We start from the raw sequence: 21,850 nt of genomic DNA on the forward strand, positions 1-21,850 counted from the left end.
CCATTTTCACCAAAAAAAATCCGTATAATAAACTCATGCTTAAACCAAGACGAAATATTGCTAGCGGTAGTTTAACTCTTAAATCATATTAGTTATGAAACAGAAAGTCAACCTTTTATGCCTATTGCTTTGTTGCCTAACAGCTTCCTCCGCAATAGCACAGCAAGTACGTAACATCTCCAAACAGGAGGCCTTATCCATCGTCAAGATGAGCTTCAGAGGTCAAGATGTGGATTACTACCTCTGTGAAGATGCCGTTCTCAATGTTAGGAGTGAGGGGCAAAACCTCTCCTTCTCGCAAAAGACGTGGGGACAAGTCAGTTTCTATGATGCGAGGGTGAGCGACTACGGTCAGTTGGAGCAAGTCTTGGGCGACAAGTGGAATACTGTAGATTCTTTGATCGTGCATGGACCTATCAATGCTGCCGATTTCACAACCTTGTGGAAATGCAGTTTTGAGGGAAAACTCACCGTGCTGAACTTGGAATATGCACAAGTGAAGGACGACAAGATACCTGAATGTGCATTTTGGAAAAAAGACAAACAAATAATCGATGATCCGAGAGCGTATCAAGGGGTGGTTTATCTCCCTATTCGTCGTCTTATTCTTCCTGATGGTATCCGAGAAATAGGAGATTTCGCTTTTTCTCGAATGAAGTTAGAACAGGTGAATCTCCCCAAGAGTCTAAGGAAATTAGGTGTGTTTAGTTTCTCAAGTTGCCATTGGCTGAGTACAGACCCTTTAATTATCCCTGAGGGAATCACGGATATTCCCGCCCAATGTTTTGTCCATTGCCAATGCTTTGATAAACTGGTCTTGCCCTCCACGCTTAAATATATAGGTGTATGTGCTTTCTACAATACAAGAATAGAAGAGGTAAACTTGCCAGAAGGCTTGCAGGAGATTAAGGAAGGAGCTTTTGCTGGCTGTGATCTAAAAAAAGTTATAATTCCTGGTTCACTTAATGAATTGTCTGGATTTCTTTTTTCCATGTGTCCCTACTTGGAAGAAATACATATTCCCGACCACATTACAAAGATTCCCGGCTCTTTTGCATCTTGGTGTCCTTTGCTCGAGAAGGTAAACATTCCTCAAAGTGTAATAGAGATTGGAAGCGACGCTTTCGGGGCTGCCTATAAACTTAAATCAATTGAATTGCCTGAAGGATTAAAGCGCATAGAGTCAGATGCCTTTTGGTATTGTGCATTCGACTCTATTGTCTTTCCCGCTTCACTTGAGTATTTGGGAGGAGGAAGTGGTGCAAATTGGAAATACATCAAGAAAATTTATTCCCGTTCTCCCATCCCCCCATTCTGTGAAGAAGACAAAGCAAACCCAGGACTCGGACCATTCCATAGTTACACGCCCAACGACATACCTGTGTATGTCCCCATCGGGTCGGGGGAAAAGTACCGTCAGGCTTTCGGGTGGAACTACTTCACCAATATCATTGAGACTGACAAGTTCCCCTCTGGGATAGAAATACCTCAAGTGGATGATGCAGGGAAATACAAGATCTATGGAAGAGACGGCATGCTTGTCATCGAGGTGGCGGAAAGCCTTTCCTCTCCTGTACTCTATTCTGTTTATTCCGTGGACGGGACTATTATAGAGCAAGGAAGCCTCACCACCTCTCATTCCATCCCAATGCCGTCAAGAGGCATCTATATTGTCCGTGTTGGCAACACCATTCATAAAGCATTGCTGTAAAGTCCCGTAAAATGATAGAACTCTAAACGAGGACCTATCTTTGTGTACCCCAGTAGTAAAGACGACAACAAGTCGTGTACCCCCAGCAGGGGCAAAACTAACAAATGGTATTTCGCAGGACTAACAAAGATGACCCGTATACCATCTCAGTAACACCTCCCAACTGTCTACTTTTTCAGGAAGAGAGCATCCTGACGATGATATCAAACAAATTCAGAATCAACTCAACAATATACCTCGTAAAAACTTTGGCTATAAAACTTCCTACGAGGTTTTTCCCCTACATCTGTAACTATGTTGCACTTGTCACTAGAATGTGGAAATGGGAATTAACCAAATGCAAGCTATCACCGATCCCTCAAAAAATAGTACCTTTGTATATCCTATAACTTTAGCATTAATAATAATATGAACAACGAGCATCTTAGTCTTACGAAGAAAGAGAGGTTGGAGTATATTTACCTTTTAAAGATTTTAGAGAAACTATATCCAGAACAAAGTGAGGAATACTCACAATACAGAAACGCACTTCAGCAAGGTTTCTCTTTGCATTATGCGGATATGATGATTGAACTAAGTGAAGATGAATTATCTATAAATGAGTGCAGAAAAGTACTGGACATACTAGAGATGTACAGAGGAATTATTTATTCATACAGAGCCCTTAAGCGTGAAAATACAGACATATCTCTGACTGACGAGGATGTCAAGTTTCCTGGCTTTGATGGGAATAATGAATATTACCATATGGCGTATGTAGAGTACTTTATTGATGACCTAGACAGATACTCTGAAATACAGGAACTATCCAATGGATATTACAATAGCCATTCTCGAATGCTATCGCAATACGAAAAAATGCTCCTAAAATGGAACGAATTCGAATCGCTTCCTAATAGATACCTAATGAATGAAGAACAAATCCGAGAGCTGTTAAACTCTAAATACAAATGACATCTCTTAGCATAATATCATCTATTTGCTCTATCATTAGTGCTATAATTGCGTACCTACAATATAGAAAAGCAAAGAATGCTAGTGTTGCAGCAATTAATGCCAAGAACCAAATTGCTAGTAACAAAGCGATCTTAGACTTAAACTCCTTACTGAAAGATGTTTCTGGACTCGAATTGCTACTGAAGAAGCGGTTAGGAAGAAGGGAGTTAGATACAAGAGGGGCAGATCCCTCTCAAATTTTAACCACGCTCGAGGAGTTTATATCATCTCTTAATAGGAATAGGGTTTTTATTACAGGTCCAGCAAGGTCAGACTTAGATAAAGAATATAACAAGTTGGTTGAATATTCTAAGCTGATAAGAAATTCACAAATAGACAGTCAAGTGTTTGAAAACTTAAGCCTATCTGTCAGGTCAATAATTTATATTGTTAACACAGAGATAGGTGCTAAGAGTTTTTTTCAATAGTCTATTTACCCTATATGATCTTTTTTGAGGCGTACAAAGATCGAAGTATGTTGATCTCTTTTTGTAGCAGTCAAATAGGTAGGCGGGCAATGGCAGACACAAGGTTTTGGAGGAAAATACCACCCGAAGAGACCTTGTCCGTGAAGTGTGGAGATTTTCTGAACAAACTGATAGTCTCAGACCTTGAGACAGCCTAAACCCGACGCTTCCTTTGCGTACAAAAAGGAAACAGCACACCGACCTCTTCTCTCAGCCAAAAAGGAACGGTGAACAAGAGATGCAGAAACGTGCTACGTTCTAAGCATAACAAAAAGTAGCTATCTAAGCGATGATGAGATAGCCTCAATACAAATTAAATGAGTTCTTAAAGCAGTGCGAGCAATAAGGTCGCAACTATGGCGAAGAGGATTAGTGGCAGATTACGATAATCGCGATTTTAATGATGAATTGTACTACGACTATCAAGGAACGATATCAAGGACTACTGTCATGACAGAGACTGCTTGAGGAGTCAGCGGACGTGCAAGGAGTGTATAGCCTACGATAACTATGCCAAAGAGCAATGCAAAAGCGATGAAGCGGGTTTTTCATTTCGAGACTGAGGATGGCAAAAGTATAAGCGTCCTGAGGTAGAGGAGTAGCCGACTTGCTTTGGAGTTGCAAGCATCTGTTCTTCAGCCGATGCTTGGGCGGGAAAGAGGGGCTGACGCATTATAATTCTATTTCGAAGATTTCCTCTGGAGTCATTCGTGCGAGTATTTTCTTAGTCGAAGCGTTGATCTGGCTTTAAGTTTGTCTTTAAGCTGTTGAATGGTAGTTAAGTTTATCTTGTTTATGATGTTCATATTCTGAGCTACGTTCCAGACTCTTTCGGTAGAGTAGTCCTCTCTGAAAAGCATATCCAGCATATAGTGTAGCTTGTTTTCCACAGCCCAATGCTCACGTATCAACTTGAAGACTTCTGTCCCGTCTGTCAGGCTAGAGATATAGAAGGTGGTCTCACTAGTGGACTTATCGGTCTTCTTGTCTGTCCTACTCTCGTCATCATATGGATACTTTTGAGCCCGTCCCATTTGTCTAAAGTTGAGTCTGGGTCTAGAGATAAAGGGTCTACGATACTACTCATCGTACGTGTTTCTATTCGCCCATGGCCAAAGTCTTTTTGCTCTTGATGCACTATGTGAGCATCGTAGAGGGGACAAAAGAAGCTTTGCACCTCTTCCTTCGTTAGTTTCTGATTGTCTTTAACTTGAAGTATGTAGTCACCTTTTTTTTTCAACCACTGCCTTTGCGATCTCAGTCTGAGTGCCGATAGCGGCAATGGAGATGACGGTGTATCGTAGATCTAGAGCCTTGAGAATCTCTTTGATGGCATTGATTTCGTTAGACTTAGTAGAGATATATACCTGAGCCAATGAGGCTTGCAGCTTGGGATCAAAGGCTGTGACGCAATGACTGTCGGCATCAAAGTCTAGCTTCTTAACTCCTCTCATCGTCTTACCATCTAGACAGATGTGCTTGCCGGTTGTTATTTCAAAGATTTCCTCTAGAAAGGCTTTGTAGAGGAAATCTTTGAGAAACTGTCTTAGCGGGTGGAATGTAGACAATACCAAATAGAGGGAGAAATACTCAATCTATCCGCTGTTCGTGATACCTTAGCACGTCAAGCGGCTTTATGTTACTTCAAGACGACAAATATCAGGCCCCTTGAGAATCAAACAGTTGACTTTAGATTGGTGCAAACCTCGGGCAATATGCTTCAAAAGCTACTTGGGGATAATTGGCTTTTAGCATCTCAATTTACTTCTTAATCAGATGAGAGAGTGTTGGGTCACCTTTGATACGAACAGTCTCAGAGTCTACGAGGGATAGCACCTCTTGCTTGACTTGGCGATAATTGGTTTCAATAGTCTCCCGCAGACTGTCAGAGCCATTTTCGTTTGTAAAGTCCGCTATGATGGGAATAGGCTGGTAAGCTTTCGTTTCAGCAGATACCTTGGCAACGTTCACAACTCCGTGGCGCTGAAGATGCCAAACTGGAGTGTGCCGCCCGCCACTTTGAAGCCATCAGCCAGAATAATAATGTAGTGTACGGTGTGGCTAAAGACTACAAAACTTTATATGACAAAGTAATGAAATAGATAATACGAATATAGCCGTAGGAACGATCGATAGTATAAAAGATTTTTTAACCGAGATCAAAGCGCAGCTTATTATTTTCCGTAAAGCAATGAACGAGAACAATAGTGAGCGAGAGAAGGTGGTGTATGGTAGCGGATTCGTTTTGCCGACCATAATAAAATGCCTTCAACAAGAGCTTGCAATGATCGTGTTCATTCCTTCAGCCATGGCGCGTTTCGGTAGGCAAAAGGAAGGATGCTTTTAGGCGGAAGTAATGCGACCTCCACAGTGCTCCGTTCTAATGCCGGCACTTCAGCAAAGAGGCCCTTACAAAAGATCTATAAGTATCGATCAATAGGTATAGATGTTTCAAATGAAAGGTTCTGATATTTCAAGCGAAAGATTCTGATGTTTCAAATGAAAGATACAGATATTTCGTAGTATAGGTATGGATTGCGGAGAGGGAGGGTTGTAAACCAAACCTTCTAACTCCTTATATCGTAGTTGTTTTATGTTCCAATGAATTCTGGTTCAATCAAAGACAGGGTTCTCATAGATGACAAGCCTAAAGAAACTAAGGGCAAGCACTTCAGAGACTGGGAGCTTGACCTTATTGTGGGTCCAAACAACCAAGTAGCAATGGTTACCCTTGTAAGAGGAATCCGCTAATGGCTCTGATTCGAAATCTACTCAACGGCAAAAAAATCAGAAGATGTAGCGAATGTCTTTTACACGATGCTAACTCCATACAGGAGACACAACGCCGTATCAACTATAACCACGGACAATGACTCTGAGTTTGCTCTGCACAAAGAGATTGCCAAAGCTCTCAACGTAAACATCTACTTCGCACACGCATACTGCTCCTCGGAGAAGGGCTGTATAGAAAACACCAACATGCCCATAAGATAATACATTAAGAAGAAAGTCGCTCTCGACAACTACCCCACTGAGAAGGTCCGAAGAGTACAAAAACCCTTCAATAACAGACCTCGTAAGAAACTCAACTTCCTAACACCTGGAAAGCTTTTCTACCAAAAACTTGACGAAATCAATTCAGTTGCATTTGATAGTTGTGTCATTCAAATATTTTGCCTATATTTGAATGTATTAATCATAACAAATAAGGAGGAATTATGAAACAGATAATTGACCCCATCGGGAAGGGAATCAACACCTTAGGTAAGGTGATTGACAACAAAGAACTCATGCTTGTACACCTGCAATTGAAAAGCGGAGAACAAGTTCCCTCACACGACCATAAAGGACAGGAAGTATACTTCACTATAGTGAAAGGAACGGTGGAGGTTACTCTTGACGATACCGAGGTACATCGTATCTGCACAGGTACCGTTCTACATTTCCCCGGTGAAGCCCACGTAGGCGTAAATGCCATAGAAGACAGTGATTTTTTCGTTTTCCTCATCAATAGACAATAACGTTATGGATATGAAAAAACATTTGCCGCATGTGGACCTTGAGAAGCTCGGCAAAATACTCGAGATCAAAGAGGCATACCAACGAGGAGATATTTCATTGGAAGAGGGTAGAACCCGAATAAGAGAGCAAGTTGGGAAAATCTACCCTTATGAAATTGCATTGGCAGAACAGGAACTTAAAACCATAGAAGAGGATGAGTGTCGTAAGGAAGATATTCAAAAGATGATTGAGCTGTTTGATGAAGTAATGGACACCAGTCGCCCAAATCTTCCTCTCAACCACCCTATCATGTGCTACTACAGAGAGAACGATGAAATGCGTCGCCTTATGCTCTCTATAGAAGATCTTGTACAATATCCGATTATCAAGAACCAGTGGCTGGAATTGTACGACCAAATAGCGGCTTTTCGCACTCACCTTTCACGTAAGCAGAATCAGCTCTACTCCATACTCGAGCAGAAAGGATTTGACCGCCCAACGACTACGATGTGGTTGCTCGACGACTTTGTGCGAGACGAAATACGCGATGCTAAAAAACTTATTGAAGAAGATAAGGAAGAAGAGTTTTTGGCGATGCAGTCTACTATTGTGGCAGATGTGCGGGACCTTTTACAGAAAGAAGAATCTGTACTCTATCCAACTGCTTTGGCAATGATAACTCCTGAAGAATTCGAACAGATGCGTTCGGGAGATTACGAAATTGGCTTTGCATGGATTGATGTTGAGGAATTCCAAAATAGCGACAAAACAGAACCCCAGCCCACAAGAGTCCCTGACGGATTCGCCTCAGAACTATCTGCGCTTCTTAGTAAATATGGTCTGGGAGGAGACGATACATGCCGAGTTTTCGACGTTACAACAGGCAAACTATCCCTTGAACAAATCAACCTCATTTACAAGCATCTTCCTATAGATATATCTTATGTAGATGAAAACGAACTCGTTCGCTTCTATTCAGATACCGACCACCGCATCTTCCCACGTAGCAAGAATGTTATCGGACGTGATGTGAAGAACTGCCATCCGCGCACCAGTGTCCACCTCGTTGAGGAAATCATTGCCAAATTCCGCTCAGGAGAGCAGGATAGTGTGGATTTTTGGATTAACAAACCCGGTGTATTCATCTATATTTATTATGTTGCTGTGCGTGACTCAGAAGGACGATTCAGGGGAGTACTCGAAATGATGCAAGATTGTAGTCGTATTCGTGAGCTTCAAGGTTCACGTACGTTGCTGACATGGTCAAATGACATGCAAGGAGTAAAGCCAATGGAGGCGAAAAAGTCTACTCCGGACGATACGCCTGCTATAAGAGAAGGCTCGATAATAGAACTTTCTGCCAATACTCGCTTACAGGATTTGTTCAAAATTTACCCAAAGCTACGGCAAGATTTGCCAAGCATGAATTCTGCTTTTAAAATGCTCAATTCGCCTCTCGCACGCATTATCGTTCCTAAAGCAACCATCGCTATGATGAGCGAGCGCAGTGGCATTTCCCTTGATGACATACTTTCTATGTTAAAAGAACTCATCGCTAAGTATAAGCGAGAGGAATAAATTCCTTATCTCAGAATAACAGAAAACCGAGTAGGTCAGAAAACTTTCGTTTCTCGACCTACTCGGTTCTTTTTGTTGATTTACACCCTTGTGTTTGCGGAGAGGGAGGGTTGTAAACCAAGCCTTCTAACTCCTTATATCGTAGTTGTTTATATTCCTCTAAGATTTAATTGTAGCCAAATTGTAGCCATAGGAGAGTATTTTGAGAATACTCATAGCTATTGCTGTGAGATTTGCTCGCTTGCATTTCTCGGGTTCAAAGGTACGAATAAGTAGAACAACCTCCAAATATCTGAGAATAAAATTACTCTAATTTTCTTGGCTACAATTCCAGTGCACGGTGCAAGCCCTTATATATAGATAAGGCTTGCACCGTGCACTGGCGGTCATTATATGAGATGCTACTCACTTCAGCTTATCTCATTATGACGTTCCCTAAAACAATGAGGGTTATAACCAAAAGATCTATGAAGTGCTATCGCTATGCAGAGAAGTGTGTTGATGCACACACTGGTAGAATATTACCAATGAATGGTGTTTAGATATTCGTCTATAAAGGGCTTTGAATAGGATCTTTGCAGGTGATAATTCAACAGTAGAAGAAACATGAACAAAAATCGACCCGTTAAGCCCGCAAGAGATAGACGATTGTATGTCATTTGCCCAACACTAGATATGATGTTGGCTTCGTGTGACAATGTCAAGCAAATAGCATATGATAGCGGATTAGACTACTCGAACTTTGTAAAGACTTGCAAGTTCCAAAGAGACATTCGCCTCAGTACTTATCAAAGATGTGCTGAAGCTTTTGGTATGGATACGCTCATTCTGCATTTGCCGTTAGGCGCGGTTGAATCTTTCGCCTCTGTGCAAACTCATCATGGTAATCAATGTCTTATAGTGCAGAAAGAGGACCTACTACGTATTCTTCGCCATTTTCACCCGCTTGAAATAGATGACACATTATCCAATATTGAACGTCTCATTGAGATCTTCCTGAAAGAAACCGAACATGAGCTACTGAAGAAGCTACTTCCACTTCTAGCTGAAACCTTTCAAACATTGGCAGAATCCTATGGAAACGTACAACCCTAGCACACTTCTTGATGAAATTCAAGGACTTCGAGAGGAAGTACGCCAAGTTGCAGACTTCATCAAAGAACTCAAAAGAGAGTATAGCGTCCTTGAGGAAAAGATCGAGCTAAATTCATCAGACGTTATGCGTCTATTAGGAATATCAAAAGCTTCTCTTGCTCGATGGCGAGATGCCAATGCTGTCCCATACCGCTATGTATCCTGCAATCACGTCCTTTATCCTTTTAAGGGTCTATATATAGCTGTAAAATCAGGCCGTGCGACGTTCAAAGGGTTTAGACGCATAGAAGCATTGCAACGGTTGAATGCTTACAAGGATGGTATACTGAAAGGCTATTTGGGGGAAGATGCACAAAATCTTTTTGAAGAGCTATGACACTAAAAGAAGAGGTCTTGCAGTTGACCAATCGAGGATTAGAGGTTTTCTACTTCTATATGCCAATTGACTTTGTTCCCAAGCGGAACTTTCGCAATCCTCTCTATGATGACAAACGAGCATCTTGTAATATCTATTTTGATCCTAAGTCAGACTCATATCGAATGAAAGACTTTGGAAATGAAGCATACTCAGGTGATTGCTTCTGGTTTGCTGCAACAATTTTGGGGCTTGACGTCCGATCTGAATTCAAGAAGGTTCTAGTGACTATTATCCAGGATCTAAATCTAAAGATTTCTATTGAATACAGAGGAGACACAAACATGAAAGCAGCCCGTTCCACCTATCCTAGGCAAGCCGTTGAACAGAGTCAAAAGAGGTGTACAGGGTCGATGGATAAAGTAGAATACATAGCAAACAAAAAATCGTTCCGAGTTTATGAGCGCCCCTTTACGCAAAAGGAACTTGCTTTTTGGGAGCAATATGGGATCTCCTTGGAAACATTGGAGCAATACCACGTCAAATCGTTGTCTTGCTACGAATCGGTGAGTAGAGAGGGAAAACCTTTTAAGCTCACCTCATCTTCCGAAGAACCCATTTTCTGTTACGCTCACAACGATTTCGTCAAAATATATCGCCCGAATAGTAAACTGAGGTTTCTATATGGTGGAGAAAAATCGGAAGAGTATGTATTTGGGCTAGCACGACTGCCTAATAAAGGAGATATCCTATTTATTACGGGAGGAGAAAAAGATGTCCTCTCCCTTTCTGCACACCATTTCAATGCTATTTGCTTCAATAGCGAGACTGCACAAATACCAAGAGGTATTATCGAAAGTCTTTCACTTCGCTTCTTACACCTCATCATTTTATACGACTCTGATGAAACAGGGGTCAGAGAGGCACAGAAACAGGTGGAAGCGCTTTCTGAATTTGGAGTACTTAGACTACAACTACCTTTGAGCGGTATCAAAACGGAGAAAGACATCTCTGACTACTTTGCCCTAGGCCATAGTCAGCAGGATTTAAGAGATCTTCTCGCTCGAATGTTTTCCAGCCTATACAGCGAAACAATGATGATATTGCAATCTTGTGAGATTGATTACGACAATCCTCCAGATGTTTCTAAGTCGGTTGTCTCAGTCAATGGAGTCCCTCTTGGCTCTCAGGACAATCTTTTCTGCATTACAGGTGGAGAGGGTACGGGCAAGAGTAATTACATTGGTTCTATCCTTGCAGGCACATTATGTGCTGAAAGGTTAGATTCAGAGCGAACACTAGGATTAGAAATAACTCCCAATCCAAAAGCCTTGGCTGTTTTGCACTATGACACAGAGCAGTCTGAGGCTCAACTATACAAGAATTTGGGAAAGACATTACGGAGAGCCGATGTAGAGACTGTTCCTGACTTTTACCATTCTCTATATCTAGCCTCACTTTCTCGTAAGGATCGTTTGAAACTCATTCGTGAAAGCATGGACTTGTTTCGTCATAAACATGGAGGGATACACTTAGTAGTTATTGATGGGATTGCAGACTTAGTGCGCTCTGCAAATGATGAGACCGAGAGTATCGCTGTCGTAGATGAGCTTTACAGGCTAGCGGGGATTTATAACACCTGCATCATTTGTGTATTACACTTTGTGCCAAACGGGATCAAGCTTCGTGGGCACATAGGCTCAGAATTACAACGTAAGTCAGCAGGAATTCTTTCGATTGAAAAGGATGACAATCCTGAATACTCTGTAGTCAAGGCTTTGAAAGTGAGAGATGGGAGCCCTTTAGATGTTCCTATGATGCTCTTTGGATGGGATAAAGAGCTGGGGATGCATGTCTATCGTGGTGAAAAGTCTAAGGAGGATAAGGAGAAGCGAAAAACAGACGAATTGATCTCAATTGTTACGGAGATCTTTCAAAGCAACCGCCGTCTCTCTTACCAAGAGTTGTGCGATGTTTTAATGCGAGAGCTGGGAGTCAAAGAGCGCACAGCAAAGAAGTATATATCCTATATGAGAGAGCAACGTATCTTGTCTCAAGATACTGCAGGGAATTATCAAAAAGGGGAACTATGTCATACTTAGACTATCTTACAGAAGATCCTTGGCAAAAACGACTGTTTGATAAGCTAGCGAATGTGGAAGAAAAACTAGACCAGTTGCTGGTATTACGAGAGCAAGCCATAGACGCTGCTGTACAGCCACCGCTCAAGCCTGAGTATCTTGACATCATTGATGTGTCTAGATTGCTAAAGGTTGAGCAAAAGACCATCTACAATTGGGTATGGGCGGGTAAGATTCCCTACCTCAAAGCTAATGGTCGCCTATTGTTCCTTCGTGAGGAAATTGATGAGATGCTAAAAAGAAGAGAGGAGTGGTAGATGTTAGGTTTACGCATTAACAGAAATCAGGGCGAAAGAATGAGTCAGTGAATCGTCAAGCTGACTTGAAGGAGGAATTGATAAAGTTGTTTGACAAGAGCAAGAAATACAATGAGGTACACAGCATCATTCTTGAGAAATTGCATTAGTGGGTGGAATGTACGTTCTCTTCCTCCGAGATGAAATAGTTGAAATGCTTCGCAGAAAAGAAGAAGAGTGATCAGCTTTCAGAATGAACGGCATCGTTTTCTTCGGAAAATCTGCACGTGAGTTTGAATTAAAACCAAAATGTCTACTATCGGTTTACATTTCTAAGTGATAATTCAACTACTCCTTTGAGATAACAAGAACTTACTCTATCTTTGCAGTTGGATATTTACTCTAAATGTAAACTGATAGTAGACTTATGGAGAATAAAATAAACTTGCTTCTACAAGGAGCTACTAAAAACGGGCTATTCTTTTCTAGGTGGTTATCTGAGCAAGGATATTCTAGGCAATTACTAAATAAATATCGTTCTTCAGGATGGCTAACATCGCTTTGCAATGGAGTAATGTATCGAACTGGAGAAGAATTATCCGCTTTTGGTGCATTACAGTCCTATAATGAACAACTGCATAAGGAAATGCGAATAGCAGCTCACTCTGCGCTAGAAATATATGGGTTTAATCATTACGTTCCTATGGGGAAACCTCGTTTGATGGTGACCGATAAAGAGAAGTTACCTCAATGGCTCAAGTTTGATCTGTTTGACAAAGAGTTTGAGACTTTCTCAACAACAGCATTTAGCTCACCCGAGGTTGCCACTATAAAGCATTTAGATTGGGAGCTACTCATTTCTGCCCCTGAACAAGCTTTTATGGAATGTCTTTTACTTGCTCCAAAACGATATGATTATATGGACCTATTTTATATCATGGAACAATTGACCACCCTGCGCCCCAAAGTTGTGCAAAATCTTATTGAAACGACTCAGAATTACAGAGTAAAAAGAGTATTCCTATATATGGCAGAAAAGGCAGGACACTATTGGTTTGAAGACTTAGATCTTTCTAAAGTCGACATAGGGACACATAAGTTGCAGTTAGTAAAATCGGGAGTTTACATCAGTAAATATTTAATTACTGTGCCAAAAGAATTGAATTCGTATGAATAATGAAACCTATAAGAGTCAAGTAGCACTACTTGTCCGAATAATGCCGTTGGTTTATCGCATTGAACAATTTGCGGTACATGGCGGCACGGCAATCAATCTCTTTCACAAGAATATGCCACGCTATTCTGTGGATATTGACTTGACCTATATCCCGATTGAGTCTCGAGAAGAGAGTCTCAAACACATCAATGAGCACTTGAAAACGCTAAAAGTCAATATAGAGCGAGCAATACCAGGCATTAGGGTAACACACAAACCTGATGTATGGAAACTACAATGTAGCCTCAATGGTGCTATGGTAAAGATTGAGGTTAACGGCACTAAGCGAGGAGTATTGGGAGAGGTGGAAATCGTCGAGCTTTGCACCAAAGCACAAGAAGAATTTCAAGCTTATTGTAAAGCACGCATAGTACCTTATTCTCAGCTATATGGAGGTAAGATAACGGCAGCATTGAGTAGACAGCATCCAAGAGATCTATTCGATTGTAAATACATGGAGATGCAAAGCATCGAACAAATAAAGGATGGATTCTTCTTGTGTTTATTGGGAAGTGATAAGCCTTTTGTAGAGTCCCTTGCTCCTAATCCTATTGATCAAGAAGATGCATTAGATAATCAGTTCAATGGGATGACCGATATAGAATTTACCTATACAGATTACCAAAAAGCTCGTACAGAGATAATTGGTAAGGTCAATAACTGTTTGACTGAAATAGACAAGGAGTTTCTGCTGTCATTTGAGCAAGGATCACCCAATTGGTCTCTTTGCTGTGCAGGTAATCTAAGCACTTATCCATCGGTTCAGTGGAAACTATTAAACATTAGAAAACTCAAACAACTAAACCCCAAGAAGTTTCAAGCGGGCATTGATAAACTTAGAAATCACTTTGAACCATCCAGGAAACACCTATCTAAGTGAGTAGAGCGAATAAGAACTGAGCATCCTCAAAAAATCTTAATGATCAAGACAGGTATATCAATAATGTCAAGTATAGACCAGATCTTACTTGACATTATTAATATGAACATCACAAAAATGCAGAAATCGCCTTGATGCGACCTTGGAAATATTTGCAAAATGTCCAAGGTGAAGTAGTGATAGCCAATTCATTTTATCTCCACTTAGGGCGATAGCCGTTCTTGGGAGAGTCGTTGTCGGGATTTTGAGATTGACTCTCTTGTGGCTTTATGGTTGCTTGCTCAGAAACTCGGAGCGACTGCGAAGGTTCTTCACTGGCTTGGTTAGACTGTCGCTGTTCATATGCTTCTTCGGACTCAGAAGGTGGAGCAATAGTAAGGGCAATCTTTCTATCCAGCTCGGCAGCTTGGGCTTTGAGAGAACGCAAATCCTCCTCCTTCTTCCACGAGTTATTGGCAATGGCGGTGTAGACCTCCTTATTTGCTGAAACCTTTGCTATCTCCTTCTCGTGAGATTCAATCACCTTGGGAATGCGCTCTAAAGCATTGAAGAAGTTCAGACAAGCCAACTTAGGATCATTTGCCAATTTGCCGTTATTGTAGGTGTAGTAAATACTCCCCTCGCCCTTTACGAAGAAGCGGTTCACCGATAGGTCAAATAAGTTCTGAGAGGAACTTTCCGTCTTGACCATAACAGAGAAGCCATAAAGCTCTCCAATCTTGTTGTACTCACCATTGGTACGAGCCTTTTCTTCTATCTCTTGAAGACGATGAGCAATCTCTTTGATGTCAGAACAATCCTCTACGCCTTTAATTGAAAGTCGATTGAGTGGGTTGCCTTCAGCATCTCGTTCCACTCGTTGCTCAAAGCAAGCTAAGTCTTTCTTCGCCTCTTGTATCTTGCCTGTGTGATAAGAGAGCGAATGATCAATCTCAGCCAACTTACCTACAGCTCCATTTCGCTCACGAAGAAAGTTCTTACGTTCTGATTCTAATGCGGTAATCTTCTTGTCTAGCTTTGCCTTTTCCAAAAGGTCTGTATTGCCCGACAGCACAGCCACATACTCTGAGAAGTTCATACCACTATCTTCATCCATTGAACCTTCATCGATGGTACGCATACCGAGTTGATTGCTCTTCAACTGATTGATGAAAAGCTGCTTGTTGTGTAGCAGGTTGAACTTATAGCTGTCCAACGAACGCTCCACTGCATATATAATCACATCGACCTTGTTGTCGGCAAACTCCTTGGCAACCAAATTGCCCTTTCGGATAGCTCGTCCGTTGCGTTGCTCTAAGTCTGACGGTCTCCAAGGGGTGTCAAGATGATGTATAGCCACAGCTCGTTGCTGGGCATTGACACCCGTGCCCAACATAGATGTAGAGCCGAAGATGATACGTATATCGCCCCTATTCATCGCTTCCACCATCGCTTTCTTCGCTTTCTCATTCTTGCACTCTTGAATGAAGCGAATCTCGTGAGATGGGATGTGATACTCCTCTACCAACTTACGCTTAATCTCCGAGTAAACATTCCACTCGCCTAGCTTGTAAGTACCCAAGTCACTGAAGACAAACTGTGTTCCTTTCTGCTCGTTATACTTCTGATAGTAGTTATTGAGGAGCTTGGCACAGTGGCTGGCTTTGTTGTCTATATGGTCCGAATACTTTTCTAGGTCTATCATTCGCATATCCAAGCTCATCTTCCGGGCATAGTCCGTTGCGATTAGCATCTTGGCTTTCTCTTCCTTTTCCGATAGCTCATCTCGTCCTAAAAGGGTTGCATCCCCTGTCTTGGCGAACTCCATCAACTTGCCGATAAACTCTTCCTGCTCGGGCGTGGGCGGTATGTTATGCAATATCTCGTTCTTCTCTGGACGGTCGATGCCGATATCCTTAGCGGTACGATAGTCACAAATCTCCGCATAGAAGGCTGCCAGCTCTGGAACCTTGATGAAGGTTCTGAAGCGTTCCTTCTGTATGATGTCATTGGTGATGGAGAACTCGTAATCGGTAGACTTCTTCGCAAAGACAGCAGCCCAAGCATCAAAGCTATTGATGCCTTGCTTTTCGAGTGCTTGAGGACGTAGGTACTTGAAGAGCAGATAGAGCTCTGTGAGTGAGTTGCTGATGGTCGTGCCACTGAGAAAAGTAGCTCCTAAGTCTTTACCCGACCGCTCCTGAATGGTACGTATGGCAAAAAGCATATTGAGTGCACGCTGTGACCCTTCTGGATTACCTAAGCCAGAGACTCGGTCGTGACGGGTGTTGAACATCAAGTTCTTAAACTGATGACTCTCGTCCACAAAGAGGTGATCGATACCCATCATTTTGAAGTCCACTGCATCATCCTTACGCTCAGCAATGCTATCTTGAATGCCTTGTAGTTTGGCTTCGAGGGTCTGCTTTCGCTTCTCCAATCCCTTGAGCATCGCTCGGGAAATGTCTGCCCCTTGCTGACGAAGGACTTCTAGGTTTTCCTCTATAGAGTCTTTCTCCTTTTGCAAGATTACCTCTTGTATCTCTAGAGCTTGAGGTATCATCCCAAACTGCTCATGGGTCAATATGATGCAATCCCAATCGTTGTTCTTGATGTCGTTAAAGATGCGTTGGCGGTTTTGCTTATTGAAGTCGTTCTTGCCTGGATAAAGAACTCTAGCATTGGGATAAGCCTTTCTAAAAGTGTCGGCAATATCAAAGACATTTGCTTTTAGTCCGATAATCATCGGCTTGTTTGCTAAGCCCAAGCGCTTCATCTCATAGGCTGCTGCACACATGATGAGGGTCTTACCAGCCCCTACTTCATGGTCACAAATACCCCCGCCATTGGTTTTGAGCATCCATACGGCATCCTTCTGACTCTTATAGAGGTCAGAGATACCTAGTCCTTTCAGATTTAGGTCGGGAAAGGATTGATGCGCACCGTCAAAGTTGGGGCGCACGAAGCAGTTAAATAGCTTATTATATCTGTCGGATAGTTGTTGCTTAAAGCTCTCTGGCGTTCTGCCTAGCCAATCCACAAAGCCCTGACGTATCTCCTCTATCTTAGCATTAGCCATCTGTATCGCATGTCCATCACGTACTTTGATAGTTTTCGTTTCGCCTGTCTCTAGATCTCGTACCTCTTTGTTTTTATTGATATCGGGGATGGTATTGTGTAGCGCATGCTTTAAGAGATTAAGTCCATCATAGCGTCTGAACTCTCCCTGCACAGCATACTTATGCCAAATGTTGCCATTGCGTCTATCACATTGCAAAACATATTCATCCATCGTACTCTGATAGGAGACGGTGATCTCTGTCTCAAAGAACTCTGAGGCAAAGGCGCTATAGACTTTAGCCGGTATCCACCGCTCCCCAAGATTGAAGTCAAGATCAGCAAAGGGTATCGGTGTAGGTGTGGCAGCCCGTAGGGCAGCTAAGCTTTGCTGTGCTTCTTCATGATCGGGATGTTCTAGTAGCCACGACTCAATCTGCTCGCTCTTCTCTATTACATTGCCTGAGATAAACTTGTCTGCCACTTCGTAGCCATCTACTTCTGGATTGTAGTAGATACGTCCCTCTAGAGCTGAGATAATGTCACTCTCCTCCATCTCAGGGAGGAGCGAACTCATATAGTCTAGCTCCACAGAGCCATACTTATTCAGAGAAGAGACGAGAGCTTCCGTGGGGTCGGCAGCTACTGTCACCTCTGTAGTGGCAAAGACGGTAGGATGGTCAAATATGTCTGCCTTGATGTATTCCCCCTTATCGGATCGCTCTAAGAAGAGTATCTCGACCCCAGTTGCGTCCATCTTGATGAGGTCTGTATTGCTCTTCTGATTGAGATACCCCCAGCGACTGACGAAGTCGTCATAGAGCCGATTGAGTTTTATACGCTCCTCGCTATCCTCACATCTATTGTTCGCTTCGTAGTCGTATAGCCGATGGTAACTTTCTCGTATCTCGATGTACGCTTTGAGCTTGGTTAGGCGCTCATAGGGCAAGTCCATCGGATGAAAGGTAGGCTGTCGCTTCAGATTCGAGAGATACCCCACTTGTCCATTTTGCAGCACGATCGACCCATCTCGTAGATGCGAGTCGGGCAAAGAGAGGAATGGACGAGGTGAAGCATCAAACGACTTCTTAACCTCTGTAACTGGCTGTACTTCTCTCTCCACTTCTGCAAAGTCAAATAGAGATGGCTGCTCGATTGAGGAGAGCTTAGTACTTATTCTTGCTCTTGGACGCTTTACTGAGCTTTGCTTGGGCTTAGAAACTGTCTGTTGCTTATTGACCTCTTTGATCTCCTTGTTAACACGAGCGACCTCCTGCGTCCAAAGTTCGTACTCTTCGGGAGCAAATAAATAACCCGCTTGTTCCAGACCGACATCTGTAGTATCCATCACGGGATGATGGTCGTCATCAAAGTAGACCATCTGTCCGCCCATCTCTCGTGGGGCTTCTAGGTCTGTACGTATATCCGCTTCGTATTGATGCTGTAGCGTTAGAGCTGGCACACCTTTGGGTGCTGGTTCTAACATTGAAGAGACTTGCTCCTGCTGGGTGGGTTCTACCAATTCACTCTTTTCGATGGAGTTGACGGAAGTTCCCTCTGAAGGGGACTTATCCACGACCTCTTCCGTTTGGGTTTCTGTTTGTACCACCTCTTTGCTATACCGTCCTTGGACAAGCTCCTCTAGCTCGGCTATCTTATGCAATGCTGTAGGTGAAAAGTGAAGGTCACGCTCAATCCCCAAGCCATGTATCTTAACCTCTTTCATTTCGTCCAAGGAGATATAACCGAGCTCCCAACCGTAACCCATTGTAACTGCTCCGAACCCAAGACGTTCTTCTGGATTGTACTCTAAGAGGTAGGCTGTATAGGCACCCAGCGGGAAGAAGTATCGGACATAAGCTATACGATCGCCAATAAGTTGCTTCTCGGTGTCATATAGTTTGGGGAGTTGTCCCTTGATGCTATCAGGCATTAGAGCATAAGCGTTGTCTGTTTCTTGCTCCTCGTCTACTTTAGGCTCCACCCCAGGCAATCCGACCGTTACGCCCAGCTTACGCAATTGCTTCTCGGCTTCATTCTGTCGCTCCTCCTCGCTCATCGCTATTCCCGTCTCATAGAGCTTGCGGTCAAAACGTGCTGTCACATCTTGTGTGAGCTGTATTCGGAGACTCTCAGCCATATCCTCCATAGTTCCCTCAAAGCGATATTTCCAAGCTGGCTTGCCGTAAGGGTCTCTACCCAGCTCACGACTGGTAGCTATGGTGCGAGGTGCCACATCATCCCACGAGCCTTCGAAAAGTGAGTTGTGGTTGAATGCCATAGTAAAACCATCCCCCTTGGGTACGGCGACTGTCTGAATAAACTGCTTCTCCAGGCCCTCGCCAATCTCTTTGCCTGACTGCTTTTGCAAGACAATCAAGTCGCTTCCGACTTCAGTTCCTGCTTGCTCGTTAAACATACCTGATGGCAGACGGATAGCAGAGATGAGTCGGCTGTTTTGCATCAGATAGCGTCTGATTGGCTCATTTTAGAGCTGCATCGAGTACGCCTTGTGAAGTGATAAATGCAATGAGACCACCCTCTCTAGTACAGTCCAAGCCCTTTACGAAGAAGTAATTATGAATGGCTCGTGTTGACTCCTTTTTGAAAAGATCATTCCCCCTACTATACTCACGGTCATAGACCATAAAGTCTCCAAAGGGGATGTTGCTGGTTACAAGGTCATACTTCTCCGTCTCTTCTAGGGGTGCTATCGCTTCAAAGGGTTCATTTCGCACGAAGATGTTGCCCTCGCCATAAGGGTGCAACGCTTGACTGATGCGAGCCGTGAGCAGATCTTTCTCCAAGGCATCAACAATGCCCGTCTGCTTGGCAAATGTTTCGGCAAAAGCCCCCATCCCCGAGGAGGGGTCAAGGCACCGTTTGAGCGTTGCACCACTTGTTGCGAGAGCATCTGAAATAGCAGAGACGATACGTCTATCTGTATAAAATGAGGTGAGCACACTCGCCTTGATGCTCTCCCAATACCGCTTAGCGGTGTGAGCATCGACCGCTTCCCGATAGATCATCTGCTTGAGCTGCTGTGTCGGAGCAAAGAGTTCTTGCTCCGACTTACTCCAATAGCGGATGTCCGCTGGTGTGTCTGTGCGGTTCAACACGCACTTCAGACCTCCGAAACCTTGGTAGCCACGCAAGATGCGTTTCTCTGCTTCGGTAGCCAGACGATGCTCTTTTTCTAGTCGTAGCACCACACGGATTGCTTCTGCATTCGCTGCCAAAACTGCTTTCTTGTTGTATGCCATAGAGGTACTCTGTTTGTTGATAATAAGTTGTCAGCCATGCTGGGAGGAAATCAATCCCACGAAATGGATTGAGATACCTTCCACAAGAATGGAAATACGATTACTTGATGTCTTTGTTCTTCACGTGAATTGGTGGAGTCTCGTCTGAGTGGAAATGTTGCCCCCCGTCACTCCACAGTTTCATCCGTATGGGAAAAGTTTCCCATAGGCTTGGCACGGGAGTTTCTTCCCCATGAAACTGCAGTTTCTCCTAGATGAAACTAGAGTTTCCTACGTATGAAACTGTAGTGCCAAAGCGTATTGGCACTGCCTCTATCCGCTAAGAAACTACAAAGGCTATCCAAATGGCTTCCTATTAACTACGATAGAACATGTGGGGAGTGTCGTGAGAGATAGTTGTGGCCCTGAGCTAGGTCGCTTGTGCGGACTATCACTTCTTTCTCTTTTGCTCGAATTCAAATTTGGTAGAACTATCCTCTTGTAGAACCAATCGGGCATTGAACTTCTTACCAGCCTTGCTCGTCAAACCTTTCAAGATGGGGGTACGTCCCTTGGTTATGAGGTCTAGGATATTCTCTTCGGAGAGATACGTACCGCATACTTCACGGAATATGTGGAAATCACAATCATCATTCTTGCATCTCGCCACCTTGGCATAGATCCCCACACTCTCACGACCACACTTAGGGCAGTGATATGTGGGGTAGCTTTGCTGTCTAGATGCAGGGGCGAGGGAGAGCAACTCCTCGCAAATGGTGGAGACGTAGGAGTTGATGCCTTGTGCAAACTTACCAGCATCCATACTTCCTGCCTCGATTGCTGCTAACGCCACCTCCCATGCTCCTGTCATCTCAGCATTGGCAATGCGTTTGTCTTTAACGATTTCATAGACGGCTAATCCTTTCTCCGTTGGGACTATGCTCTTCTTCTCCCTACGGATATAGTCACGCAGGATGAGTGTCTCAATGATGTTGGCTCGTGTGGCAGGTGTGCCTATGCCACACTCTGCCAAAGCCTTTTTACTTGCAACATCCTCTACCTCCTTGCCTGCATGCTCCATAGCAGAGAGCAGAGTTGCTTCTGTATAGAGTGGCTTAGGTTTGCTCTTTTGCTCGATTATGTCTGCTTGTTGCAGGGGTAAAGTTCGCCCCTCGGTCAAGTTGGGCAAAGAGGACACAAGTGGCTCGTCCTCCTCGCTCTCTTTATGCTCTTGAGGAGTGGCACTCTGTACAGATTTCCAACCCAAAGAGACTTGACGGCACGCTTTCCAAACATAGCTGTTGGTCTCGTCCTTGAGTACTACCTGCATACGCTCCTCTTCTGAGTTTGCCGAGAAGGCTTCTGCGAAGCGGGTAACGACCATTTGATAAAGCGT

At 43.3% G+C, this 21,850-nt stretch carries 16 protein-coding genes and 2 pseudogenes; 12 read left to right on the forward strand and 6 right to left on the reverse strand.

Annotated features, from left to right (window positions below; all coding sequences use genetic code 11):
- Positions 1 to 94 precede the first annotated feature (94 nt).
- Positions 95 to 1,711 carry a leucine-rich repeat domain-containing protein gene (locus ACLWMH_RS04660; protein WP_411915578.1) on the forward strand — a complete coding sequence of 539 codons (1,617 nt, stop codon included), beginning with the start codon at positions 95 to 97 and terminating at the stop codon, positions 1,709 to 1,711.
- Between the two features lie 408 nt (positions 1,712 to 2,119).
- On the forward strand, positions 2,120 to 2,665 hold the full coding sequence (locus tag ACLWMH_RS04665) for a YfbU family protein (protein ID WP_411915579.1): 546 nt from the start codon (positions 2,120 to 2,122) through the stop codon (positions 2,663 to 2,665).
- 1,213 nt (positions 2,666 to 3,878) lie between these two features.
- Here ACLWMH_RS04665 and ACLWMH_RS04670 read toward each other — a convergent pair.
- Both ACLWMH_RS04670 and ACLWMH_RS04675 read right to left on the reverse strand, forming a co-directional pair.
- The gene (locus ACLWMH_RS04670) at positions 3,879 to 4,208 is read right to left on the reverse strand and encodes a transposase (RefSeq protein ID WP_411915580.1); all 330 of its coding nucleotides are present in this window, start codon (positions 4,206 to 4,208) and stop codon (positions 3,879 to 3,881) included.
- Positions 4,209 to 4,397: 189 nt separating this feature from the next.
- Positions 4,398 to 4,748, reverse strand: a complete 351-nt coding sequence (locus ACLWMH_RS04675; RefSeq protein ID WP_411915581.1) for an ISAs1 family transposase — start codon at positions 4,746 to 4,748, stop codon at positions 4,398 to 4,400.
- Between the two features lie 6 nt (positions 4,749 to 4,754).
- On the opposite strand from ACLWMH_RS04675, the pseudogene ACLWMH_RS04680 reads away from it, so the two are divergent.
- A pseudogene (locus ACLWMH_RS04680) lies at positions 4,755 to 4,946 on the forward strand (hypothetical protein); the annotation flags it as partial.
- Here ACLWMH_RS04680 and ACLWMH_RS04685 read toward each other — a convergent pair.
- Positions 4,936 to 5,148: pseudogene (locus ACLWMH_RS04685) on the reverse strand (conjugal transfer protein TraG); the annotation flags it as partial. The pseudogenes ACLWMH_RS04680 and ACLWMH_RS04685 sit on opposite strands and share 11 nt — an antisense overlap.
- 217 nt (positions 5,149 to 5,365) lie before the next feature.
- Here ACLWMH_RS04685 and ACLWMH_RS04690 point away from each other — a divergent pair.
- The 9 genes from ACLWMH_RS04690 to ACLWMH_RS04730 all read left to right on the forward strand — a co-directional run bounded on the left by ACLWMH_RS04690 (position 5,366) and on the right by ACLWMH_RS04730 (position 14,176).
- Positions 5,366 to 5,521 carry a hypothetical protein gene (locus ACLWMH_RS04690; protein WP_411915582.1) on the forward strand — a complete coding sequence of 52 codons (156 nt, stop codon included), beginning with the start codon at positions 5,366 to 5,368 and terminating at the stop codon, positions 5,519 to 5,521.
- An 871-nt stretch (positions 5,522 to 6,392) separates the two neighbouring features.
- The gene (locus ACLWMH_RS04695) at positions 6,393 to 6,695 is read left to right on the forward strand and encodes a cupin domain-containing protein (protein ID WP_411915583.1); all 303 of its coding nucleotides are present in this window, start codon (positions 6,393 to 6,395) and stop codon (positions 6,693 to 6,695) included.
- A gap of 4 nt (positions 6,696 to 6,699) precedes the next feature.
- Entirely contained in the window at positions 6,700 to 8,253 is a 1,554-nt protein-coding gene (locus tag ACLWMH_RS04700; RefSeq protein WP_411915584.1) for a DUF438 domain-containing protein, read from the forward strand.
- 675 nt (positions 8,254 to 8,928) lie between these two features.
- Complete coding sequence (locus ACLWMH_RS04705) at positions 8,929 to 9,348, forward strand: P-loop NTPase family protein (protein WP_411914734.1); 420 nt, start codon at positions 8,929 to 8,931, stop codon at positions 9,346 to 9,348.
- A complete protein-coding gene (locus ACLWMH_RS04710; protein ID WP_025883864.1) occupies positions 9,329 to 9,724 on the forward strand; it encodes a hypothetical protein in 396 nt (131 codons plus the stop codon). Before ACLWMH_RS04705 ends, ACLWMH_RS04710 begins: the two co-directional genes overlap by 20 nt.
- Positions 9,721 to 11,805, forward strand: coding sequence for a bifunctional DNA primase/helicase (locus ACLWMH_RS04715; RefSeq protein ID WP_244400373.1), 2,085 nt, complete (start codon positions 9,721 to 9,723; stop codon positions 11,803 to 11,805). Before ACLWMH_RS04710 ends, ACLWMH_RS04715 begins: the two co-directional genes overlap by 4 nt.
- Positions 11,793 to 12,101 (forward strand): helix-turn-helix domain-containing protein, encoded by a 309-nt coding sequence (locus ACLWMH_RS04720; protein ID WP_244400372.1) that lies wholly within the window; start codon positions 11,793 to 11,795, stop codon positions 12,099 to 12,101. The genes ACLWMH_RS04715 and ACLWMH_RS04720 overlap by 13 nt, the downstream gene beginning before the upstream one ends.
- A gap of 406 nt (positions 12,102 to 12,507) precedes the next feature.
- Entirely contained in the window at positions 12,508 to 13,257 is a 750-nt protein-coding gene (locus ACLWMH_RS04725; protein WP_244400371.1) for a type IV toxin-antitoxin system AbiEi family antitoxin, read from the forward strand.
- Positions 13,250 to 14,176, forward strand: a complete 927-nt coding sequence (locus ACLWMH_RS04730) for a nucleotidyl transferase AbiEii/AbiGii toxin family protein (protein WP_244400370.1) — start codon at positions 13,250 to 13,252, stop codon at positions 14,174 to 14,176. Before ACLWMH_RS04725 ends, ACLWMH_RS04730 begins: the two co-directional genes overlap by 8 nt.
- Positions 14,177 to 14,369: 193 nt before the next feature.
- Here ACLWMH_RS04730 and ACLWMH_RS04735 read toward each other — a convergent pair whose 3' ends face one another.
- From ACLWMH_RS04735 to ACLWMH_RS04745, 3 genes are all read right to left on the reverse strand, one after another.
- The gene (locus ACLWMH_RS04735) at positions 14,370 to 19,676 is read right to left on the reverse strand and encodes a helicase-related protein (RefSeq protein WP_411915585.1); all 5,307 of its coding nucleotides are present in this window, start codon (positions 19,674 to 19,676) and stop codon (positions 14,370 to 14,372) included.
- A 19-nt stretch (positions 19,677 to 19,695) separates the two neighbouring features.
- A complete protein-coding gene (locus tag ACLWMH_RS04740) occupies positions 19,696 to 20,475 on the reverse strand; it encodes a class I SAM-dependent methyltransferase (RefSeq protein ID WP_411915586.1) in 780 nt (259 codons plus the stop codon).
- A 430-nt stretch (positions 20,476 to 20,905) separates the two neighbouring features.
- Positions 20,906 to 21,850: type IA DNA topoisomerase (locus tag ACLWMH_RS04745; RefSeq protein ID WP_411915587.1), on the reverse strand; the 945-nt coding region annotated here is incomplete at its 5' end.

The organism is Porphyromonas miyakawae (assembly GCF_045865415.1).
Taxonomy (GTDB): Bacteria; Bacteroidota; Bacteroidia; order Bacteroidales; family Porphyromonadaceae; genus Porphyromonas; species Porphyromonas miyakawae.

Coding starts and splice junctions, on each gene's coding strand:
- ACLWMH_RS04705 (WP_411914734.1), top strand. CDS start 8,929: ATGATGTTGGCTTCGTGTGACAATGTCAAGCAAATAGCATATGATAGC.
- ACLWMH_RS04710 (WP_025883864.1), top strand. CDS start 9,329: ATGGAAACGTACAACCCTAGCACACTTCTTGATGAAATTCAAGGACTT.
- ACLWMH_RS04715 (WP_244400373.1), top strand. CDS start 9,721: ATGACACTAAAAGAAGAGGTCTTGCAGTTGACCAATCGAGGATTAGAG.
- ACLWMH_RS04725 (WP_244400371.1), top strand. CDS start 12,508: ATGGAGAATAAAATAAACTTGCTTCTACAAGGAGCTACTAAAAACGGG.
- ACLWMH_RS04700 (WP_411915584.1), top strand. CDS start 6,700: ATGGATATGAAAAAACATTTGCCGCATGTGGACCTTGAGAAGCTCGGC.
- ACLWMH_RS04740 (WP_411915586.1), bottom strand. CDS start 20,475: ATGGCATACAACAAGAAAGCAGTTTTGGCAGCGAATGCAGAAGCAATC.
- ACLWMH_RS04735 (WP_411915585.1), bottom strand. CDS start 19,676: ATGCAAAACAGCCGACTCATCTCTGCTATCCGTCTGCCATCAGGTATG.
- ACLWMH_RS04665 (WP_411915579.1), top strand. CDS start 2,120: ATGAACAACGAGCATCTTAGTCTTACGAAGAAAGAGAGGTTGGAGTAT.
- ACLWMH_RS04690 (WP_411915582.1), top strand. CDS start 5,366: ATGAACGAGAACAATAGTGAGCGAGAGAAGGTGGTGTATGGTAGCGGA.
- ACLWMH_RS04695 (WP_411915583.1), top strand. CDS start 6,393: ATGAAACAGATAATTGACCCCATCGGGAAGGGAATCAACACCTTAGGT.
- ACLWMH_RS04670 (WP_411915580.1), bottom strand. CDS start 4,208: ATGGGACGGGCTCAAAAGTATCCATATGATGACGAGAGTAGGACAGAC.
- ACLWMH_RS04720 (WP_244400372.1), top strand. CDS start 11,793: ATGTCATACTTAGACTATCTTACAGAAGATCCTTGGCAAAAACGACTG.
- ACLWMH_RS04730 (WP_244400370.1), top strand. CDS start 13,250: ATGAATAATGAAACCTATAAGAGTCAAGTAGCACTACTTGTCCGAATA.
- ACLWMH_RS04660 (WP_411915578.1), top strand. CDS start 95: ATGAAACAGAAAGTCAACCTTTTATGCCTATTGCTTTGTTGCCTAACA.